The sequence below is a fragment of the Streptomyces sp. NPDC029526 genome (genome assembly GCF_040637405.1).
GTDB lineage: Bacteria > Actinomycetota > Actinomycetes > Streptomycetales > Streptomycetaceae > Streptomyces.
In genome coordinates this window covers 114,200-133,988 of record NZ_JBEZWE010000015.1, presented here as the reverse complement: position 1 = coordinate 133,988, position 19,789 = coordinate 114,200, and the positions used below count along the sequence as shown (strand labels likewise).

The following is a 19,789-nucleotide window of genomic DNA, read 5'->3' as shown; positions in this document are numbered from 1 at the left end:
GGGCAGGGCGTCGCGGACCCAGGAGGCGGCGGCCGTGTCGGCGGTCCGCCACCGGGCCGGGGCGGCATCGTGTCGGGGCTGCACCGTGCCCGGGGCAGCATCGTGCCGGGGCTGCACCGTGTCGGGGGCGGCACCGTCCCGGAGCGCGGCAGGGTGCCGTGGCGGCACCGTGGCGGAGCGGCGTGGTAGCAGAGGGGGGCAGGGTGCCGGGGGCTGTGCCGCCCCGGACCCGGTGCGGCGGACCGTTGTCATGGCCGCCCTGCGGCCCGTTGCCGTGCCCCGCCGCCCTCCCGGCCGGTACGGGCCGGGAGGGCGGTGGGGAGAGCGGCGGCGGGCCCCGGCGGGCCCGCCCGCTGCCGCCTCGCCCAGGGCGCACGCGGTCTGCCCCCGCCACGCGCCCGGGGACTACCCTGCAGGCGCCCGCCGATCGACCCGCGACGATCGAACCGTGAGGAGCCGCGATGCGTGTCGCCCTGTTCCTGACCTGCGTCAACGACACGCTCTGTCCCGGGACCGGCCGGGCCGTGGTGAAACTGCTGTCCCGGCTCGGCGTCGACGTGGACTTCCCGCTGGGGCAGACCTGCTGCGGGCAGGCCCACTACAACACCGGTTACCGGCACGAGGCGGAGCCGCTGGCCCTGCGGTTCGCCGAGGTCTTCCGTGACTACGAGGCGGTCGTGACACCGTCGGCGTCGTGCGGGGCGATGGTGCGGGAGCTGTATCCGCGGATGGGCGAGCGGGCCCGCGCTGAGGGCCGCGGGGACGTCCTGGCGGCGGCGCTGGCACCGGTGGTGCCCCGGACGTACGAGCTGACCGAGTTCCTGGTGGACGTGCTCGGCGTCACGGACGTCGGCGCCTGGTACCCGCACACCGTCACCTACCACCCGACCTGTCACGGCCTGCGTTCCCTGGGGCTGGGTGAGCGGCCCCGCCGACTGCTGGAGGCCGTGAAGGGGCTGGAGCTGGTGGAGCTGCCGGGCGCCGAGGAGTGCTGCGGGTTCGGCGGCACCTTCGCGGTGAAGAACGCCGACCTGTCGGCGGCGATGGGCGTGGACAAGGTGCGCCACGCCGAGTCGACGGGCGCCGAGGTGCTGTCCGCGGCGGACAACTCGTGCCTGGTGCACCTGGGCGGCACCATGACCAGGCTGCGGTCCGGGATGCGGCCGGTGCACCTGGCGGAGATCCTGGCGAGCACGGAGGAGGACCCGGTCGTATGAGCCGCACGTTCCTGGGCATGCCGACGGGCTCCCCGCACGCCGGTCCCCCCGCGTTCCCGGAGGCCGCCCGGGCCGCCCTGCGCGACAGCGGGCTGCGGGGCAACCTCCGGCACGCCACGCACACCATCCGCGCCAAGCGCGCGACGGCCGTCGCCGAGCTCCCGGACTGGGCGGAACTGCGCGAGGCGGGACGACGGATCAAGGACCACACCCTCCGTCATCTCGACCACTATCTGGTCGAGTTGGAGGACGCGGTCACCGCGGCCGGCGGCACCGTCCACTGGGCCGCCGACGCCGAGGAGGCCAACCGGATCGTGACCGGGCTCGTACGGGAGACCGGCGAGAGGGAGGTCGTCAAGGTCAAGTCGATGGCCACCCAGGAGATCGGACTGAACAAGGCGCTGGAGGCGGCCGGCATCCGCGCCTACGAGACCGATCTGGCCGAGCTGATCGTGCAGTTGGGCCGGGACCGGCCCTCCCACATCCTCGTCCCGGCCATCCACCGCAACCGCGGCGAGATCCGGGACGTCTTCGCCCGCGAGATGGCCGCCTGGGGACGCCCGGCCCCCGACGGCCTGACCGACTCCCCCGCCGAACTCGCCGAGGCGGCCCGGCTGCACCTGCGGGAGAAGTTCCTGCGCGCCAAGGTCGGCATCTCGGGAGCCAACTTCGCCGTCGCGGAGACCGGCACCCTGGTGGTGGTCGAGTCCGAGGGGAACGGGCGGATGTGCCTGACCCTGCCGGAGACGCTGATCTCGGTGGTCGGCATCGAGAAGGTGGTCCCGACCTGGCGGGACCTGGAGGTGTTCCTGCAGACGCTGCCCCGCTCGTCGACCGCCGAGCGCATGAACCCCTACACGTCGACGTGGACGGGGGTCGCGGACGACGACGGCCCGCGCGTCTTCCACCTGGTCCTGCTGGACAACGGCCGCACCGACGCCCTCGCCGACGAGGTGGGCCGCCAGGCGCTGCGCTGCATCCGCTGCTCCGCCTGCCTCAACGTCTGCCCGGTGTACGAGCGGGCGGGCGGTCACGCCTACGGGTCGGTGTACCCGGGCCCCATCGGTGCCATCCTCGGCCCGCAGCTGCGCGGCACCGCCGGTGAGCTCGACGCCTCGCTGCCGTACGCCTCGTCGCTGTGCGGGGCGTGCTACGACGTGTGCCCGGTCGCCATCGACATCCCCGAGGTGCTGGTGCACCTGCGGGAGCGAGTGGTGCAGGGCGGGACGGCCACCCGGGACGGCAACACGGTGGTGCTGCGGCCCGCCAAGAGGCATGCGGCCGAGCGGGCCGCGATGCGGGCGGCCCGCTGGGCGCTCGACCGTCCGGGTGTCCTGCGCACCGGCCAGCGTCTCGCCTCCCGCACCCGCCGCTTCCATCCGCGCACCCTGCCGGGGCCCGGCCGCGCCTGGAGCGGGACGCGGGACCTGCCCCCGGTGCCGGAGGAACCGTTCCGGGACTGGTGGCAGCGCACGCGCGGCGGGCAGGAGGGGGCACGGTGAGCAGCAGGGAGCTGATCCTGGGCCGGGTGCGGCGCGCCCTGGCGGACGTCCCGGCGGACGACGCACCGCCCGGGGACCCCGCCCGGTACGAGCGGGCGGTGCGCCGTGCCTATCGGCGCGGGCCCGGGGAGCGCACCACCGGGCGGACGGTCGACCTGCTCGCGGAGCACCTGGCCGACTACCGGGCGCTGGTGCACCGGTGCGGGGCCGATGCCCTGCCCGGTGTCGTCGCGGGTCTGCTCGCGGCGCGCGGGGCGCGGTCGGTGCTGGTCCCGCCCGGGCTGGACGAGCGCTGGCTCGCGTCCGCCGACGGGGTGAGCCGGGTGGCGGACCGGGCGGAGAGCACGGCGGCGGACCTCGACCGGGTCGACAGCGTGGTGACGGCGTGCGCGGTCGCCGTCGCCGGGACCGGCACCATCGTGCTGGACGGCTCCCCCGACCAGGGGCGACGACGGATCACCCTGGTCCCCGACCACCACATCTGTGTCGTCCGGGTCCCCGACCAGGTCGTCCCGTCCGTGCCGCTGGCCCTGGAACGCCTCGACCCGGCCCGGCCGCTGACCTGGATCTCCGGTCCGTCGGCGACCAGTGACATCGAGCTCGACCGGGTGGAGGGCGTGCACGGACCGCGCACGCTGGAGGTCGTGCTGGTGGGGTGATGCGCACGCGCCGGCCGCGCGGCGGTGTCGGTCGGCCGCCGGGTCGGCCCGCTCGAGATCCGGTGGGCCGGGGTCGGGTCGGCCCGGGCGGTCGCCCGCCCGGTCTCAGCCGGTCCTGCGGGCGGTGAGCAGCAGGTACTCCCAGTCCAGGACGGTGCGGCCGTCCTCGCCTCCCCGGTCGTGCCGCCGGCCGAGGTCGGCCAGGTCGCGGTCGAGGGCGGCGGCCCGGTCCGGGGTGTCTGCGAGGGACGCGTACACGCTGATCACCGGCCCGTAGCGGGACTTGAAGAAGTCCCGGAATTCCTCGGGGGAGGTGAAGCGGTCCACCACGACCGTGCGGCGCTCCGCCGTCACGTCGGTGACCCGGTCGCCCAGCAGCTCGCGCACGTGGTTCTCGTCCCCCCACAGGGGAGGCGGCTGCGCCCCGGGCGGGGGCGGTGGGGCGTACGGCTTCAGCGTCCCGAGCATCCGGCCGATGAACCCTTCGGGTGTCCAGCTCACCAGGCCGAGGGTGCCGCCGGGCCGGCAGACCCTCGTCAACTCGTCGGCGGCGGCCCGGTGGTGCGGGGCGAACATGACGCCCACGCAGGACAGGACGGTGTCGAAGGACGCGTCGTCGTAGGGCAGCGCCTCGGCGTCGGCGGTCTCCCAGCGCAGCCGGGCACCCCGTTCCTCCGCCGCCTTCCTGCCGGCCTCCAGCAGTTCGGGGGTCAGGTCGGACGCCACGACGTCGGCACCCGCCAGCGCCGCCGGGATCGCCGCGTTGCCCGTGCCCGCCGCGACGTCGAGCACCCGGTCGCCCGGGCCGACGCCGCACGCCTCCACGAGCGTCGCCCCGAGCCCGGGGATGAGTTCGGCGGCCACCGAGGGGTAGTCGCCCCGGGCCCACATCGCCCGATGCTTGGCCTTGAGCGCACGGTCGGCCTCGGTCGTGTCCATCACGTTCGTCATGAGTGTTCTCCTGCGGACGTTCTCGGCGTGGTCCGGGGGCGGGCCGAGGACCGGGCCGGCATCGACCGGAGCGGCCGTCGGACCGGTGCCCGACGAGCGGCGGACGGCATCCGCCCAGTAACGGAACCAGTTCCGGCCCCGGCCGCTCACCCACGGCGCGCGGGCGTGTGAGCGCGTCGTACGGGTCGCACGGGTCGGCACGGACCGTGAACGGGCGCCTGCGGGCGCCCGCGGACACTTGCGGACCGGGAACGCCGCTCGCGCGCCCGGCAGCCCGCACGGGGCAGGGCCGCTCAGTCCGCCTTGGCGTACGTCTGGGCCATGCCGCCGGCGAAGTCGTACACGACCACCTGCTCGTCGCCCACGACCCACGCGTCGTGTCCCGGCGGGCAGACGAAGACGTCGCCGGGGCCCACCTCACCCTCGGCTCCGTCGTCCATCCGGATGTGCAGACGGCCCCGCACCACGTAACCGTTGTGGTGGACCTCGCAGCTGTCGGTGCCGGCGATGGGTCCCACCGACTCCGACCAGCGCCACCCCGGTTCGAAGGTCGCCACGGCGAAGTCGAGTCCCGTCATGTGGACCGCTTCGAGGTGCCCGCGGGGAAAGTCACGCCGCTCGTCCGGCTTGTCCAGCGTCTTGACCTCCATCATGGCCCTTCTCCTTCCGGCCGTCGCTCCGCGCGGCCGGGTCCGGCCTCCGTACGCGCCACGTCGGCACCGGCACGGCCGGGCCCATCACCCCATCGTCCGCCTGTCCACCGGGGGCCGCCATTCGGGTGAAGCGCCCCACCGGACCACCGACCCACCCCGCCGTACCGCCGCACCGCCGCACCACCGCACGGCCACGGCCCCGACCGACCGGCCCCGCGGGCGGGGCGTGCCCGTCAGGCGCGCGGGCCGCAGAGCCGGGCGAACCGTTCGGCGTCCACGTTGCCGCCGGAGAGGATGACCCCCACCCGTTCCGGCAGCGGCCCGACGCGGCCGGTGAGCAGGGCGGCCAGGGGGGTGGCACCGCTCGGTTCCAGGACGATCTTCAGCCGTTCGAAGGCGAATCGCATCGCGTCCCGGATCTCGTCGTCGCCGACCAGGACCACGTCGTCGAGGAGCCGTCGGTTGACGGCGAACGTCAACTCGCCGGGGGTGTGCAGTGCCTGGCCGTCGGCGATGGTGTGCGGGACCGGGATGCCGACGCGCCGGCCCGCCCGCAGGGACCGCAGCGTGTCGTCCCCGGCCTCCGGTTCGACACCGATCACCCGGGCCTGCGGGTGCCGGCCCTTGACGGCGGTGGCCGATCCGGCGATGAGTCCGCCACCGCCGACCGGCGCGATCAGCACGTCCAGGCCGCCCGTCTCGTCGAGCAGTTCGAGGGCTGCCGTCCCCTGGCCGGCGATGACGTCGGGGTGCTCGTACGGGGGGACGACCGTCAGCCCGCGCTCGGTGGCGAGGGACTCGGCCAGCGCGACGCGGTCGCCGGTGTAGCGGTCGTAGGTGACCACCTCGGCCCCGTACGCCTCGGTGGCCGTGCGCTTGGAGCGCGGGGCGTCCTCCGGCATGACGATGACGGCCCGGGTGCCGAGTTCCCGGGCGGCCAGCGCGACGGCCTGGGCGTGGTTGCCGGACGAGTAGGCGGCGATGCCCCGGGACAGCTGCTCGGGGCTGAGGCGGGAGGCCGCGTGGTAGGCGCCGCGGAACTTGAAGGCACCGCCCCGCTGGAAGTTCTCGGCCTTCAGGTGCACCTCGGCGCCCACGATCGCGTCCAGGGTGCGGGAGCGCAGGACGGGGGTGCGGTGGGCGACGCCCCACAGGCGCTCCGCGGCGGCCTGGACGTCGTCGAGGGTCACGGGCGGGGCGGTGGTCGTCACGCGGTACCTCCGGGTGGGGTCGGGCCGGGTTCCCCGGCCGTGCCGCGGGCCCGGGAGAGGTAGGTGTAGGCGGAGGCACGGGAGATGCCGAGCCGGGCGGCGACCTGTTCGACCGCCCGGCGGACGGTGAAGACGCCGCGCTCGTCGAGATCGCGGAACAGCCGTACCCGTTCGGTGCCGTCCAGTTCGGCCCAGTCGCGGTGTCCGCGGGCCGCCCGGGCGTCGACGACGGCCTCCACGACGGCGTCGATGCCGTGGGCGAAGACGGTCGTGGGCGGCTCGGCCCGGTCGTTCGGGCCACCGGTCAGCGCACCGAGCATGCGCTGCACCCGGTCGAGCGCGGTGACGTCGACGTTGACGCACAGGGCGCAGAACACCGCGCCACCGGAGTCCCGCAGCAGCATCGTGGAGGACTTCAGGAGCCGGCCGGACGGGGTGCGGGTGCGGTAGTTGAGGTCGTCGGCCGCCTCGTCCCCGCGGGCGAGCAGCCGCATGCCGATCTCGCTCATCGCCCCGCCCACGGCCCGTCCGGTGACCGAACCGGCCACGGCGACCACCGAGGCGTCGGGGCGGCGGTAGTCGTGCAGCACCACCTCGCAGACCGGCCCGAAGGTGGCGGCCAGGCCGTGGACGACGGGGGTCAGCGCGGCGAGGACGGCGTCCCGTTCGGCAGCCCGGCCCTCCCCGGGACCGGGGGTGCCAGGGGCGTCGGGAGTACCCGGAGCGTCCCGCGCGCCCCGGTCCCCCGGTGCGTCATCGGCGTCCGGCGTTTCCGGGGCGTCCGGGCGTTCGGACACGCGCACCGCGTGCTCCGCGCCCATCTCGTCGGCGGAACGCATCGGCATGTCCTCCCTCCGCACGGGCACCCGGCGGCTCCCGGCCGTACGGCCAGACTAACCGTCCAACCGCTGGACGGACAGTCCAGCGACGAGCCGGGCGCGCGAATTGTTGCGCGGAGTGATGCTTACCTCGTCCTTACACGGGCACGCGGAGTGGTGCCCGAACCGGGCATCCGAACGGAAGGAGTTGCCGTGTCGTTCCTCTGGGCCATCATCGCGGGGCTGATCATCGGTCTGCTGGCCAAGCTGGTCGTCCCTGGGCGTCAGCCGATCCCGCTGTGGCTGACCGTCATCCTGGGCATCGTCGGAGCCGTGGCCGGCAACGGACTGGCCAGCGCGTTCGGCGTGCGGGACACCGGCGGCATCGACTGGATCCGCCACATCTTCCAGATCGGCATCGCGGCCGTGCTCATCGCGCTCATCACCCCCATGTGGGCCCGGCGACGCGCCTGACCCCGTCCCGACCACAGCCCCGTCCGGCACATCGGACGGGGCTGTCGCCGTTCCCGGCCGGCCCGGCCGGCCCGGCCGGGCCGTTCCCGCTCCTGCTCCCGCTCCCGACCAACGTCCGTACCGTTCCCGACCAGGTCGGTCCCGTCCGCGAGGTGCCGGTCCCGCCCCTCCCCCCTCCCTCGTCCCCCGTCCCCCACAAGCCGTTTCCTCCTGCGGGCGGCGGACGATCCGGGCTCCGTCCCATCGCGACGCCGGCCGGGCCGTCCCGGCCCCCGCCTGCCGGTCTCCGGCACTCCTCGTGCATGATCGGTGCGGCCCCTCGACCCCGCAGGGCGGGGAGGCGTCCATGCGATCGTGAAGGAGATGGCCGTGTCCGTCTGGGAGTCACTGGCGGTCCTCGCCGCCGGAGTCGGGGCCGGCACCATCAACACCATCGTCGGGTCGGGAACCCTGATCACCTTCCCGGTGCTGCTCGCCACCGGACTCCCGCCGGTGACCGCCACGGTGTCCAACGCCCTGGGCCTCATCCCCGGCTCCGTCAGCGGCGCCATCGGCTACCGGGCGGAGCTGAAGGGCCAGCGCCGTCTGGTCCTGCGGCTCGGGGTCGCCGCCGCGGTCGGCGGCCTCGCCGGGGCGATGCTGCTGCTCACCCTCCCGTCGACCGCCTTCGAGACGATCGTCCCCGTGCTCGTCGCGCTCGCCCTCGTCCTGGTCGTGCTCCAGCCCCGCATCTCCGCCCGCGTGCAGCGGCACCGGGCCCGCACGGGTACGTCCGCCCGCACCGACGGTGGTCCGGTGCTCTTCGGCGGGCTCCTCCTCGCGAGTGTCTACGGCGGCTACTTCACCGCCGCCCAGGGGATCATCTACCTGTCCCTGATGGGCATGCTGCTCGACGACACCCTCCAGCGCCTGAACGCCGTGAAGAACGTCCTGGCCGCCGTCGTCAACACCATCGCGGCCCTGTTCTTCCTGTTCGTCGCCGACTTCGACTGGACGGCCGTCCTGCTGATCGCGGTGGGGTCCGCGATCGGCGGCCAGCTGGGCGCGAAGGTCGGACGGCGGCTGCCGCCGTTCGCCCTGCGGGTGTTCATCGTCGTCGTGGGTTCGCTCGCCATCGTCCAGCTGCTCCTGCGCTGACCCGCTGCGAACCCAGGGACCGACAGGCCGACAGGCCGACAGGCCGAGAGTCCGCCCCACGTCCGGCCCCGGAGGCCCCGGCTCCACGGTCGAGGGCCGCCCGACCGGCCCGGACCGCACTCCGCACTCCGCACCTCGGCCGTCCCGGCCGCACCCGGGGGTGCCCCGCCCGGCTCACCCCGCGCCGCGGGCCGGAAGCGCCCCCTCCCACCGAAGACGCCCGGCCCGGCCCGAGGTCGTGGACCTCGGGCCGGGCCGGGCTGGGGCGCCGGCAGAGCCGGGTGCCGAGCCGGTCAGACCCGCTCGCCGTCGGCGACCGGTGCGGCCGTCTTCCGCGCGGGCACCGCCTCGGTGAGCGAGACGGTCAGGTCACGGCCGCGGGTCTCCCGGACGACGAGGACCGTGACGGCGGTGACGACGGCCGCGGCGGAGAGGTACAGGGAGATGGGCGTCGAGGAGCCGAAGCGCCGCAGCAGTTCGACGGCGATGATCGGGGCGAGCGCGCCCGCCAGGATCGAGGCGAGCTGCGAGCCCACCGACGCCCCCGAGTACCGGACCTTGGTGTCGAACATCTCGGAGATGAAGGCGGCCTGCGGCCCGTACATGGCGCCGTGGAGCAGCATGCCCACGGTGACCGAGAAGGTGATGACGAGGAACGACTCGGAGTCGACCAGGGTGAAGAAGGCGAAGGCCCACAGCGCCATGCCGACCGCGCCGATCAGTGTCACCGGCCTCCGTCCGATCCGGTCGGAGAGCGCCCCCCACAGCGGGATGGTGACGAAGTGGACGGCGGAGGCGATCAGGACGGCGTTGAGGGCGGTGCTCTTGGGCAGGTCGAGGTGGGTGGTGACGTAGACCAGCAGGAAGGAGGTCACGATGTAGTAGGAGATGTTCTCGCCGAACCGGACGCCGATGGCTCCGAGCACCTCGCGCCAGCTGCGCCGGAACACCTCGACGACGGGCGGGGCCTCCTTGGCGCCCCGGGCCGCCTCGGCCTCCGCCTTCGCCTGGGCGGCGAGGAAGACGGGCGACTCGGAGACCGAGACGCGGATCCACAGGCCGATCACGACCAGCACGCCGGACAGCAGGAACGGGATGCGCCAGCCCCAGGACTGGAACGCGGCCTCGGACTGGACGGAGGCCAGCACCGCGAGGACGGCCGTGGCCAGCAGGTTGCCGGCGGGCACGCCGCACTGCGGCCAGGAGGCCCAGAAGCCGCGGTGCTTGTCGCCCCCGTGCTCGGAGACGATCAGCACGGCGCCGCCCCACTCGCCGCCCAGCGCGAAGCCCTGGATGAGCCGCAGCACGGTGAGCAGGATGGGGGCGCCGACGCCGATGGTGCCGTAGGTGGGCAGCAGGCCCATGGCGAAGGTGGCGCCGCCCATCATCAGCAGGCTGAGCACCAGCAGCTTCTTGCGGCCGATCTTGTCGCCGTAGTGCCCGAAGACCATGCCGCCGATCGGCCGGGCGAGGAAGCCGATCGCGTAGGTCATGAAGGCGAGCAGGGTTCCCACCAGCGGGTCGCTGCTGGGGAAGAAGAGGGTGTTGAACACCAGCGCGGCGGCGGATCCGTAGAGGAAGAAGTCGTACCACTCGACGGTGGTGCCGATCAGGCTGGCGCCGACGATGCGGGCGATGCCTGAGCGGGGCTTGCCCTGCTGGGCGGGTGTGGTCTCGGTCATGGGTTCACCGATTCTCGGACGAAGGGCGGGGACGGCCCGGGGGCGCGTTCTGGGGGGACGGTGCGGCGGACGGGGTGCGGGCGACGGGGCACGGGCCTTGGGGGGCCCGCGGCGGGGAGTCGGGTGGGGTCAGGTGGCTCCCCAGCCGCCGTCGAGCGGCAGGGAGATCCCGGTGACGCAACTGCTGTGGTCGCCGCAGAGCCACAGCGCGGCGGCGGCGACCTCGTCCGCCTCCAGCAGTCGCTTCACGGGGGAACGGGTGAGCAGCACCGTGGTCAGGACGTCGCCGGGGCTGATGCCGTGCGCCGCCGCCTGGTCGCGGATCTGGTTCTCCACCAGGGGGGTGCGGACGTAGCCGGGGTTGATGCAGTTGCTGGTCACGCCGTGCGGGGCGCCCTCGATCGCGGCGACCTTGCTCAGCCCCTCCAGCGCGTGCTTGGCGGCGACGTAGGCCGACTTGTAGGCGCTGGCCCGGATGCCGTGCACGCTGGAGATGTTGACGAGCCGGCCCCAGCCGCGCGCGTACATGTGCGGCAGGCTGCGGCGCATCAGCAGGAAGGGGGCGGTGACCATCACCTGCTGGATGAGATCGAACCGGTCCGGCGGGAACTCGGTCAGCGGCGCGACGTGCTGGAGCCCGGCGTTGTTGACCAGGATGTCGATCTCGGCGGGGAGGGCGTCGAGCGCCGCCGGGTCGGCCAGGTCGACGACGTGCGCCTCCCCGCCGATGTCGGCGGCGACCGCTTTGGCCGCGTCGGCGTCCCGGTCGACCACGTGCACCGTGGCACCCGCCGCCGCCAGAGCCGTGGCGCACGCCTTGCCGATGCCGCTGCCGCCGCCGGTGACCAGGGCGGTCCGGGACGTCAGATCGACCCCTGCGCCGCGCGGCTCCGCGTGGGCGTGGGGAGGGGGGAGTTCGCTTGTCATGGCCGGAAACAGTACGGACACCTCGCTCGCACACCTATGTATGGGAACTACACAGTGATGACTGGTCCTGTGGGCGATAGGACCACGTGGGAGGTGATCCGGGGGTGACGGGGGCCACACGCCGGCCCGGCTCGCACCAGTCGTCCCGTAACGGGGGCACCGGTACCTTCTCGGGTGTCCGAGCAGGATCGCCCCGCCGCGCCGGGCGGGCCCCGGCGGCGAGGAGCAGCCGGTGTCCGGGCGACTGTCCGGGCGACGGTGGACACCGCGCGCCCGGCCCGTCCCCAGGGGCAGCCCGGTCCGACGACCGGCCGGGCCGGCGACCGCGGCGGGCCCCCGCACCGGGGTACCCGTCCGACGAACCACCGCAGCCGGGACACCGCAGCCCGCCGATCGAGGAGCCCCATGACCAGGCCCGCCCCCACCCCGTCGTCCGCCCTCACCCCGTCGTCCGCCCGCACCGTGCACGCCGGGCTCCCCGCCGTCCGCCCCCACGTGGAGGAGCTGTACCGGGACCTGCACCGCCACCCGGAACTGGGCCTGCGGGAGCACCGCACGGCGGGACGGGCCGCCCAGGCCCTGCGCTCCGCCGGCTACGAGGTCACGGAGGGCGTGGGCGGCACGGGGGTGATCGGCGTCCTGGCGAACGGGGACGGCCCGGTCGTCATGGCCCGCGCGGACATGGACGCCCTGCCGGTCCTGGAACGGACCGGCCTGCCGTACGCCTCCACGCGGACCGCGACCGACCGGGACGGAACCGAACGACCGGTGATGCACGCCTGCGGGCACGACGTGCATGTGGCCTGCCTGACCGGGTGCGCACGCCTGCTGGCCGGGGACCGGGCCTCCTGGCGGGGTACCTTCGTGGCCCTCTTCCAGCCCTCGGAGGAGAACGGGGACGGCGCCGACGCCATGATCGCCGACGGGCTGGTGACGAGGGCGCCGCGCCCCGACGTCGTGCTCGCCCAGCACGTCCTGCCCTACCCCGCGGGCTACGTCGGCACCCGCCCGGGCTCCTTCCTGTCCGCTGCGGACAGTCTGCGCATCACCGTCCACGGGCGCGGAGCGCACGGCTCGATGCCCCATGCCGCGGTCGACCCCGTGGTGACGGCCGCCGCGATCGTGCTGCGCCTGCAGACGATCGTGTCCCGTGAGGTGGCCGCCACCACCCCCGCCGTGCTGACGGTCGGCAGCATCCATGCCGGGAGCGGCCCCAACGTCATCCCGGACCGGGCCGTCCTGGAGGTCAACGTCCGCACCTACGACGAGACCACCCGCTCCCGGGTGCTGGAGGCCGTCCGGCGCATCGTCGAGGCGGAGTGCCGGGCGTCCCGCTGCCCCGAGGCGCCGGTGATCGAGCAGATCGCCGCCTTCCCGCCGACCGTCAACGACGAGGAGACCACGCGGCGGGTCGCCGACGCGTTCGCGGCGTACTTCGGGGACGACGCGCACACCGTGGACCCGCAGACGGCCAGCGAGGACATGAACCGGATCCCGGCCGCCTTCGGGGCGCCGTACACCTACTGGGCGATCGGCGGCACGGACCCGGCGCTGCACGCCGAGGCGGTGCGCCGCGGCACCGTCGGCGAGGACGTGCCGGTCAACCACAGCGCGCTGTTCGCCCCCGTCCTCCAGCCGACCCTGGACACCGGTGTCGCCGCCCTGGCGGTGGCCGCGCTCGCCTGGCTGGGCCACTGACACGGGCGGTGCCGTCGGTCCACGCCACGGCCCGTCCGGACCGGCACACTGGAGGGGGCGCACGGATCCGGGTACCCGCCCGTCGCCCGAGCGCAGGGAGCGGCGGGTGCCGTGCGGCCCGCCCGGTGGTTCCGGGACGACGAGGGGACGACACCATGAACACCCCGCTGACGGTGCCCGGGTCCGAGGTCCCGCACGCGGTGCTGCGGGACGCGGGCGTCGGCGTCCTCACCACCGACACCTCCGGCCGCATCACCTACGCCAACCCGTGGGCGGAGCGCCTGCTGGACCGGCCCGCGCACCGGATGACCGGCCAGGACGTGCACGACCTGCTGCACCGCCGCGCCGACGGCAGCCCGCTGCCGCGCTCGCAGTGTCCGCTGCTCGCCCCGCTCGACGGTGCGGAGGCCGCCGCGACCGGGAACGGGGACCACTTCCTGCGCGCCGACGGCTCGGTCATGCCCATCCACTGGGCGACCACCCCGCTGCGGGTGGCCGGCCGCACCGTGGGCCTGGTGGTGACCTTCAGCGACTACAGCGCGGAGCGCGAGGCCGAGGAGCGTGCGGCGGCGCACACCGCCGGACTGGAGGCGCTGACCGGTCGGCTGCACCTGATGGAGGGCGCCTCCGAGGTGCTGATGTCCTCGGACGACACACAGGGCCGGATCCGCCGCCTGCTGCGGCTGCTGGTGCCGGAGCTGGGCGAGTGGGCCGCCGTCGACCTGTATCCCGAGGAGGACGGTTCCCTCGAACGCGTCGCGGTGCGCAGCCGTACGCATCCCGGCCGTGCGAGCCGGCTGGAGGGGCCGCTGCCGCCGGGGACGTGCCCGGCGCCGGGCGGAGGCCGGCAGGACGAACCCGTGAGGATCGCCGCGGACGAGCTGCGCGCCGCGCCGGACGGACCGCTCGCCGTCGCCTGCCTTCCGCTGTTCGACGGGCTCGGTGGCCGTACCGCGGTCTGCGTGCCGCTGCGGGCCCGGCGCCGTTCCTACGGCCTGCTGACCGTGGCCCGCACCGCACAGGAACCCGCCCCGGGCGACGAGGAGGTGCGGCTGCTCACCGACCTCGGCCGGCGCCTGGCCCTGGTGCTGGACAACGTGCGGCTCTACCACGAGCAGCGCGACGTCGCCGAGACCATGCAGCGCCAGCTGCTCACCCCGCTCCCCCAGGTGGACCACCTGCGGATGGCCGCCCGGTACCTGCCCGCGCAGAGCGCGCTGGAGGTGGGGGGCGACTGGTACGACGCCTTCCTGCTGAAGAACGGCGTGATGGCGCTGGTCATCGGGGACGTGGTCGGCCACGACCTGGAGGCGGCCTCCCACATGGCGGAGGTGCGCAACATGCTGCGCGCCCTGGCCTGGGACCGGCAGGCACCCCCGAGCCGGATCGTGCACGGGGTGGACGACGCGGTGACCAACACCAGCGACGCGCCCATGGCCACCCTGGTGTTCGCCCGGATCGAGGGCCCGGAGGGGGGACCCTGGCAGCTGCACTGGTCCAACGCCGGGCACCCTCCCCCGCTGCTGATCGCCCCCGACGGGGGGACGCGGTACCTCACCGGTGGGCACGGTCCCCTGATCGGCATGAACGCCGCCCTCCACCTGGGACTGAGGTGGCCCGACGCGCGCCAGGACCTCCCGCCGGGGTCCACGCTGCTGCTGTACACCGACGGCCTGGTGGAGAGCAGGGGCCGCCCGATCGACCTCGGCATGGCGACCCTGCGCCACCACGCCTCGATGCTGGCCCGCCACACCGTGGACGACTTCTGCGACGCGTTGCTGGACCGCATCGCCCCGAGCGGCGACGACACCGCCCTGCTCGCCGTCCGCGTCCCCGAGGCCGGCATGGGCACTCCCGGCGACCACCGTCCGCCCCCTCCCCCGCAGTCCCCGTACAGCCCCGCCGCCCCGCACCGCGCCGCGCCGGGCTCCACCCAGGAACATCCGCGCGTGCAGGACCCGACGCACAGGACCGATGACGGGCGGCCGGGGGTGGACTAGCACGCAGACGGAAGGTCACGAGGCGGAGGCACGGAGGCGCGTGCCGGGCCCGGCCGGCCGGGGACGTCGCGCCGCCGCGGGCCGTCGACCTCCCCGTGCACCGTGCGGGCCGCCAGGACGGCTGCGTCCGGCGATCGCGGACCGTTACCGACCGTGACCGGCCGAGGTCGGCCGAGGTCGGCACCGGTCCTGACCGGGCACCCGCCCCGATCGGCGCATCGGGGCCCGGGTGCGGGGTACTGGGCCTGTGCTGCCCGCCCCTGGGCCTGCTCCGCCCGCCCGCTGGGGACCCGGACCGGGCGGCTGGAGGCGTCATGCGGCTCGAGGTCTTCGATCCCGCCCCCATCGGCGTGATGATCACGCGGGGGCCGGAACACCGGCTCGGGTACTTCAACGAGCGCTACCGGGAGACCTTCGGCGACCGTCCCCTGGGCCGTCCCCTGCGGGAGGCGTTCCCGGACCTGGCCCAGTCCGGCTACTTCGCGATCTACGACCGGGTCTACGCCACCGGCACACCCGAGGTCCTCACGGCGGTGCCCATCGACATCGCGTTCCCGGAGCCGTCACGGGAGCAGGTCCGCTTCTTCACCTTCAGCATCTCCCGCACCACGTTCAGCGACGGTGTCCAGGGCGTCCTCGGCGTGATCGCGGAGGTCACCGAGCAGGTCACCGCGGCCGAGCGGATCCGCGTGCTGTCCGAGGAACGGCGCCGCGCGCTGCTGCGCTACCGGAGCCTGGTGAACGCGGGCACGCAGATCGTGTGGGTGACGGACCCCGACGGCGAGGTCGTCGAGCCCAGTCCCGGCTGGCAGCGGGTGACCGGGCAGAGCTGGGCGGAGTTCCGGGGCGGCGGCTGGATCGACGCGGTCCATCCCGAGGACCGGGAGGCCGTCCTCAAGGAGTGGGGACGGGCCCTCGCCGAGGTGTGGCCGCGCTTCACCCACACCTACCGGCTGCGCACGGCCACCTCCGGCTACCGCCACTTCGCCGTCGAGGCGGCACCGGTCCGCGACGGGGAGACGGTGATCGAATGGATGGGCACCTGCACGGACGTGGAGCAGGAGTGGCGTGAGGCCCGCCGCGAGGACCTGCTGGCGCGGGCCGCCGCCGTCACCGCGGACACGGCGCGCCTCGACGACATGCTCACCGCTCTCGCCGGGGTGATCGTGCCCGACCTCGCCGACGCGTGCGCCGTCTACCTCCTCCCCCAGGCCCTGCTCCGTCCGCCGGGCTCCCCGCTCACCGCCGAACGGATCGCCGCCGCCACGCGCGAGGGTCTGCCCTCCCTGCCGCCGCCCCACTCCGACCACCTCGGGCCCGACAGTCCGCTCACCCGCGCCGCCGACGAACGGCGCACCGTCCACGCCGTGTTCCCGCCCGGCTCCCCGCCGCCCGACCTGGTCCCGCCCGGCACCGAGCCGTGGACGGCGCCCGGGGCCAACAGTGCCGTCCTGCTCCCCGTCGTGGTCGACGGCACCACCGCCGCTCTGGTGACCGCCTCCGCGTGCGGCGACCGGCCGCCCTTGGGGCCGTCCGACATCGGTCTGCTGCGGACGCTGCTGGAACGCGCCGACGCGCCGCTCAGCAAGGCGTTCGAGTACCAGCGCACCCGGCAGGTGGCGCTGGCCCTCCAGCGGAGTCTGCTCACGGAGCCGCCGGAGGTGCCGGACCTCGGCATCGCCGTCCGGTACCGGCCCAGCAGCGCGGCGGCCGAGGTCGGCGGCGACTGGTACGACTCCTTCGTGCTGCGGGACGGGGCCACTGTCCTGACCATCGGTGACGTCGCCGGACACGATCTGCCCGCCGCCGTGACCATGAGCCAGATGCGGAACATGCTCCGGGGCCTCGCCCTCGACCGCCAGGAGCCCCCCGGGGAGATCCTGGGCCGGCTGGACGTCGCCGTGCAGACCCTCCACCCGGAGTTCACCGGGACCTGCGTCCTGGCCCGGGTGGAGCGCCCGGAACCGGGCCGCTTCCGGCTCCACTACGCCGTGGCGGGGCATCCCCCGCCGCTGCTGATCGGGGCGGACGGAGCGGCCCGCTTCCTGACCGGCGGCCGGTCCCCGATGCTGGGGGTCGATCCCGACCCCCGGCCCGGGAGCGCCGTCGAGCCGCTGCCGCCCGGCGCGACCCTGCTGCTGTACACCGACGGCCTGGTGGAGCGGCGCGCGGAGGATCTCACCGCGGGGCTGGAGCGGTTGCGCCGTCAGGCCTCGGACCTCGCCGGGGCGCCCCTGGACGTCTGCTGCGACACGCTGCTGGACCGGCTGCCGGCCGACGACGGCGACGACGACGTGGCCATGGTCGGCGTGCGCCTGCCGGCGGCCGGCTGAGGCGGGCGCGCACCCCGTCGGCAGCGGCGGGCCGCGGGACCGGGACGTGGCCGACCACGTGGCCCGGGTCCCGGGACCGTGCCGTCCGGCCGCGGGGCGGGCGGCCCGGTGCAGCTTGGGGGGACGGCCCGGTGCAACGTGGGGGGCCGCGCAGATACCCACCGGGTGGAGAGCGCCGATCCCGACCGGGCGGAACGCGTCGATCCCGACCGGCAGGTTCACGGCGATCCCCACGGGCCGACAGGCAGGTTCACGGCGATCCCCACGGGCCGACAGGCAGGTTCACGGCGATCCCCCCGGGCAGCCCGCGCCGGATTCTCACGGCCAGGCCGCGCCGATGCCGTACGGACGCCGCTCCGACGCGCCCCGCGGAGCGCGTCCGGGCTCCGGGCGACGCGGCACGGGAACACACCGACCCTCCCCGCCTTCCTGGTGCCGGCCGACACGCCCCCGACACTGTCCGGAAATCTCCTGTCCGAGAACCGTTGACTATGGACATCCCTGTACCTACGCTCTCGCATGTACATAGTTGTCCATACACAAAGTGGTGTGCCGATGAAGATCGCGGTTGTCGGAAGCTATGGAGCCGGGCTCACCATGCGGGTGCCGAAGGCGCCCTCCGCGGGAGAGACCGTCTCGGGCGGCCTGTTCGACTCGGGCGCCGGGGGCAAGGGAAGCAATCAGGCCATCGGCGCCGCCCGGCTGGGCGCCGAGGTCTCGCTCCTCACCGCCGTCGGTGACGACGAGTTCGGCCGCTCCGCACGGGAGTTGTGGCAGCGCGAAGGGGTCGCCGCCGAGCACGTGGTGACCGCCCAGGCGCCCACCATGGTCGGCTTCATCCTGGTCGAGCCGTCCGGCGAGAACCGCATCGCCATCGCACCGGGCGCCCTGGACGAACTGGACGCCGCCGCCGTCGACGCGTTCCGCGCGGAGATCGCCTCCGCCGACGTGCTCGTCGTCTCCATGGAGATCCCCGAGGAGGCCGTGGTCGCCGCACTCCGCGCCGGCCGCGAGACCGGCACCCGCACCCTGCTCAACCCGGCCCCCGCACGGCCACTCCCCGACGAGTGCTGGCCGCTGATCGACGTCCTGACGCCCAACCAGACGGAGGCGCCCGTCCTCCTCGGCCTCGGCGACCGGCACGGCCTCGGTGACGAGGAACTGGCCGAGGCCCTCCGCGCACGCACCGGCGGCGTCGTCGTCATCACACGGGGCGGCGCGGGCGCGCTCGTCGCCCAGGACAGCGGTACCGGCACGGTGCCCCCGCACCCGGCACCGGCCGTCGTCGACACCACGGGCGCCGGCGACTCCTTCACCGCGGCCTTCGCGGTCGCCCTGGCCGAGGGCCAACCCGTCGAGCGCGCCGCCGAGTTCGCCGCGGTGGCGGGTTCCCACACCGTGTCGATCGCGGGCGTCGTCCCCGCCCTCCCCACCAGAGCCCAGCTGAACGCCCTGATTGGAAACGCCTCGTGACCTCGACCCTCTCCAAGCCTCCGGTCCCCACCCCGCCGCCGTCCTCCGCCGCCGCGGCCGACGGCACCGGACGGTTCCCCGCCGCCCTGCGCAGGCTGCTGCATGCCCGGGAGTCGGGCGTCTTCGCCGCGCTCGTCGCCCTGTTCGTCCTCGGCACCGTGCTCTCGCCGACGTTCGCCCAGTCGGACAACCTGCTCTCGGTGGGCCAGCAGATCGCGCAGATCGGCATCATGGCCATCGGGGTGACCTTCGTCATCCTCAACGGCGAGATCGACCTGTCGGTCGGCTCCATCTACGCGCTGTCCGCGATCTCCACCGGCATGCTGATCTCGGACGGCTGGAGCTGGCCCCTGGCCATGGGCGTGGGCCTGGCCGTCGGGGTCGTCGCCGGGCTTCTCAACGGCCTGGCCGTGGTGATGCTGGGCGTGCCGTCGTTCATCGTCACCCTGGGCACGCTGAGCGTGTTCCGTGGCATCGCGCTGCTCATCTCCGACGGCGCCCCGATCTCCCTCAGCTCCTCCCAGCCCGGCGTCGCGGAGTTCAACCTCCTCGGCCAGGGACGGCTGTTCGGCCTGATCCCGATGCAGTTCGTCTTCTTCGCCGCGGTCGCCGCCATCGGCGTGATCCTGCTGGCCCGGTCCCGCTTCGGCTTCAACACCTACGCGGTCGGCGGCAACCCGGAGGCCGCCCGGCTCGTCGGCGTCGACGTCAAGCGGGTCAAGCTCACCGCCTTCGTCCTGTCCGGCTTCACCGCGGGCCTGGCCGGCGTCCTCGGTCTGTCCTTCCTCTCCTACGTGCAGGGCGTGACCGGGCAGGGTCTGGAACTCACCGTCATCTCCGCCGTCATCATCGGCGGCGCCGCCCTCTTCGGCGGGTCGGGCACGATGTGGGGCACCGTCATCGGTGTCGCGTTCATCGGCCTGCTCCAGAACATCCTCAACATCAAGGGCATCTCGTCCTTCTGGCAGACCGTCGTCACCGGCCTCGTCATCGTCGCCGCCGTCGCCGCCGACACCTGGCAGCGCAAGCGCAAGTCCCGCGCCTGACCGCCACC

Annotated in this window: 16 protein-coding genes; 10 read left to right on the top strand and 6 right to left on the bottom strand. The window is 74.5% G+C overall.

Annotated elements, in window-relative coordinates; all coding sequences use genetic code 11:
* The first annotated feature begins 461 nt into the window (after positions 1–461).
* From AB0F01_RS25435 to AB0F01_RS25425, 3 genes are read left to right on the top strand one after another with little or no spacing between them, the layout of a single operon-like run.
* On the top strand, positions 462–1,217 hold the full coding sequence (locus AB0F01_RS25435; protein ID WP_362100069.1) for a (Fe-S)-binding protein: 756 nt from the start codon (positions 462–464) through the stop codon (positions 1,215–1,217).
* Positions 1,214–2,719 (top strand): lactate utilization protein B, encoded by a 1,506-nt coding sequence (locus AB0F01_RS25430; protein ID WP_362100066.1) that lies wholly within the window; start codon positions 1,214–1,216, stop codon positions 2,717–2,719. The genes AB0F01_RS25435 and AB0F01_RS25430 overlap by 4 nt, the downstream gene beginning before the upstream one ends.
* On the top strand, positions 2,716–3,378 hold the full coding sequence (locus AB0F01_RS25425) for an LUD domain-containing protein (RefSeq protein WP_362100064.1): 663 nt from the start codon (positions 2,716–2,718) through the stop codon (positions 3,376–3,378). The genes AB0F01_RS25430 and AB0F01_RS25425 overlap by 4 nt, the downstream gene beginning before the upstream one ends.
* Positions 3,379–3,483: 105 nt before the next feature.
* Here the strand turns inward: AB0F01_RS25425 and AB0F01_RS25420 are convergent, their stop codons facing one another.
* The 4 genes from AB0F01_RS25420 to AB0F01_RS25405 all read right to left on the bottom strand — a co-directional run bounded on the left by AB0F01_RS25420 (position 3,484) and on the right by AB0F01_RS25405 (position 7,038).
* Entirely contained in the window at positions 3,484–4,329 is an 846-nt protein-coding gene (locus tag AB0F01_RS25420; protein WP_362100061.1) for a methyltransferase domain-containing protein, read from the bottom strand.
* Positions 4,330–4,622: 293 nt separating this feature from the next.
* Positions 4,623–4,982: a cupin domain-containing protein gene (locus AB0F01_RS25415; protein ID WP_362100059.1), complete on the bottom strand. Its 360-nt coding sequence runs from the start codon at positions 4,980–4,982 to the stop codon at positions 4,623–4,625.
* Positions 4,983–5,215: 233 nt separating this feature from the next.
* Positions 5,216–6,193 (bottom strand): pyridoxal-phosphate dependent enzyme, encoded by a 978-nt coding sequence (locus AB0F01_RS25410; RefSeq protein WP_362100056.1) that lies wholly within the window; start codon positions 6,191–6,193, stop codon positions 5,216–5,218.
* Positions 6,190–7,038, bottom strand: coding sequence for a PAS domain-containing protein (locus AB0F01_RS25405; protein WP_362100053.1), 849 nt, complete (start codon positions 7,036–7,038; stop codon positions 6,190–6,192). Before AB0F01_RS25405 ends, AB0F01_RS25410 begins: the two co-directional genes overlap by 4 nt.
* Before the next feature lie 186 nt (positions 7,039–7,224).
* Here AB0F01_RS25405 and AB0F01_RS25400 point away from each other — a divergent pair, with 186 nt between their 5' ends.
* Entirely contained in the window at positions 7,225–7,485 is a 261-nt protein-coding gene (locus AB0F01_RS25400) for a GlsB/YeaQ/YmgE family stress response membrane protein (RefSeq protein ID WP_362100051.1), read from the top strand.
* Positions 7,486–7,848: 363 nt separating this feature from the next.
* Entirely contained in the window at positions 7,849–8,622 is a 774-nt protein-coding gene (locus tag AB0F01_RS25395) for a sulfite exporter TauE/SafE family protein (protein WP_362100107.1), read from the top strand.
* A 293-nt stretch (positions 8,623–8,915) separates the two neighbouring features.
* Here the strand turns inward: AB0F01_RS25395 and AB0F01_RS25390 are convergent, their stop codons facing one another.
* Together AB0F01_RS25390 and AB0F01_RS25385 are read right to left on the bottom strand one after the other, a co-directional pair.
* Complete coding sequence (locus AB0F01_RS25390) at positions 8,916–10,304, bottom strand: MFS transporter (protein WP_362100048.1); 1,389 nt, start codon at positions 10,302–10,304, stop codon at positions 8,916–8,918.
* 129 nt (positions 10,305–10,433) lie between these two features.
* Positions 10,434–11,231, bottom strand: a complete 798-nt coding sequence (locus tag AB0F01_RS25385) for a 3-hydroxybutyrate dehydrogenase (protein WP_362100045.1) — start codon at positions 11,229–11,231, stop codon at positions 10,434–10,436.
* A 405-nt stretch (positions 11,232–11,636) separates the two neighbouring features.
* Between AB0F01_RS25385 and AB0F01_RS25380 the strand changes: the two genes are divergently transcribed.
* The 5 genes from AB0F01_RS25380 (at position 11,637) to AB0F01_RS25360 (ending at position 19,781) form a co-directional block, all read left to right on the top strand.
* Positions 11,637–12,929, top strand: coding sequence for an amidohydrolase (locus AB0F01_RS25380; protein ID WP_362100042.1), 1,293 nt, complete (start codon positions 11,637–11,639; stop codon positions 12,927–12,929).
* A 155-nt stretch (positions 12,930–13,084) separates the two neighbouring features.
* Entirely contained in the window at positions 13,085–14,929 is a 1,845-nt protein-coding gene (locus tag AB0F01_RS25375; protein ID WP_362100040.1) for a SpoIIE family protein phosphatase, read from the top strand.
* Between the two features lie 314 nt (positions 14,930–15,243).
* The gene (locus tag AB0F01_RS25370; protein ID WP_362100038.1) at positions 15,244–17,262 is read left to right on the top strand and encodes a SpoIIE family protein phosphatase; all 2,019 of its coding nucleotides are present in this window, start codon (positions 15,244–15,246) and stop codon (positions 17,260–17,262) included.
* Positions 17,263–17,817: 555 nt separating this feature from the next.
* Positions 17,818–18,735, top strand: coding sequence for a ribokinase (locus AB0F01_RS25365; protein WP_362100035.1), 918 nt, complete (start codon positions 17,818–17,820; stop codon positions 18,733–18,735).
* Complete coding sequence (locus AB0F01_RS25360) at positions 18,732–19,781, top strand: ABC transporter permease (RefSeq protein WP_362100032.1); 1,050 nt, start codon at positions 18,732–18,734, stop codon at positions 19,779–19,781. The genes AB0F01_RS25365 and AB0F01_RS25360 overlap by 4 nt, the downstream gene beginning before the upstream one ends.
* Positions 19,782–19,789: the final 8 nt, after the last annotated feature.

Coding starts and splice junctions, on each gene's coding strand:
- AB0F01_RS25435 (WP_362100069.1), top strand. CDS start 462: ATGCGTGTCGCCCTGTTCCTGACCTGCGTCAACGACACGCTCTGTCCC.
- AB0F01_RS25430 (WP_362100066.1), top strand. CDS start 1,214: ATGAGCCGCACGTTCCTGGGCATGCCGACGGGCTCCCCGCACGCCGGT.
- AB0F01_RS25420 (WP_362100061.1), bottom strand. CDS start 4,329: ATGACGAACGTGATGGACACGACCGAGGCCGACCGTGCGCTCAAGGCC.
- AB0F01_RS25415 (WP_362100059.1), bottom strand. CDS start 4,982: ATGATGGAGGTCAAGACGCTGGACAAGCCGGACGAGCGGCGTGACTTT.
- AB0F01_RS25405 (WP_362100053.1), bottom strand. CDS start 7,038: ATGCCGATGCGTTCCGCCGACGAGATGGGCGCGGAGCACGCGGTGCGC.
- AB0F01_RS25395 (WP_362100107.1), top strand. CDS start 7,849: ATGGCCGTGTCCGTCTGGGAGTCACTGGCGGTCCTCGCCGCCGGAGTC.
- AB0F01_RS25390 (WP_362100048.1), bottom strand. CDS start 10,304: ATGACCGAGACCACACCCGCCCAGCAGGGCAAGCCCCGCTCAGGCATC.
- AB0F01_RS25385 (WP_362100045.1), bottom strand. CDS start 11,231: ATGACAAGCGAACTCCCCCCTCCCCACGCCCACGCGGAGCCGCGCGGC.
- AB0F01_RS25380 (WP_362100042.1), top strand. CDS start 11,637: ATGACCAGGCCCGCCCCCACCCCGTCGTCCGCCCTCACCCCGTCGTCC.
- AB0F01_RS25375 (WP_362100040.1), top strand. CDS start 13,085: ATGAACACCCCGCTGACGGTGCCCGGGTCCGAGGTCCCGCACGCGGTG.
- AB0F01_RS25370 (WP_362100038.1), top strand. CDS start 15,244: ATGCGGCTCGAGGTCTTCGATCCCGCCCCCATCGGCGTGATGATCACG.
- AB0F01_RS25365 (WP_362100035.1), top strand. CDS start 17,818: ATGAAGATCGCGGTTGTCGGAAGCTATGGAGCCGGGCTCACCATGCGG.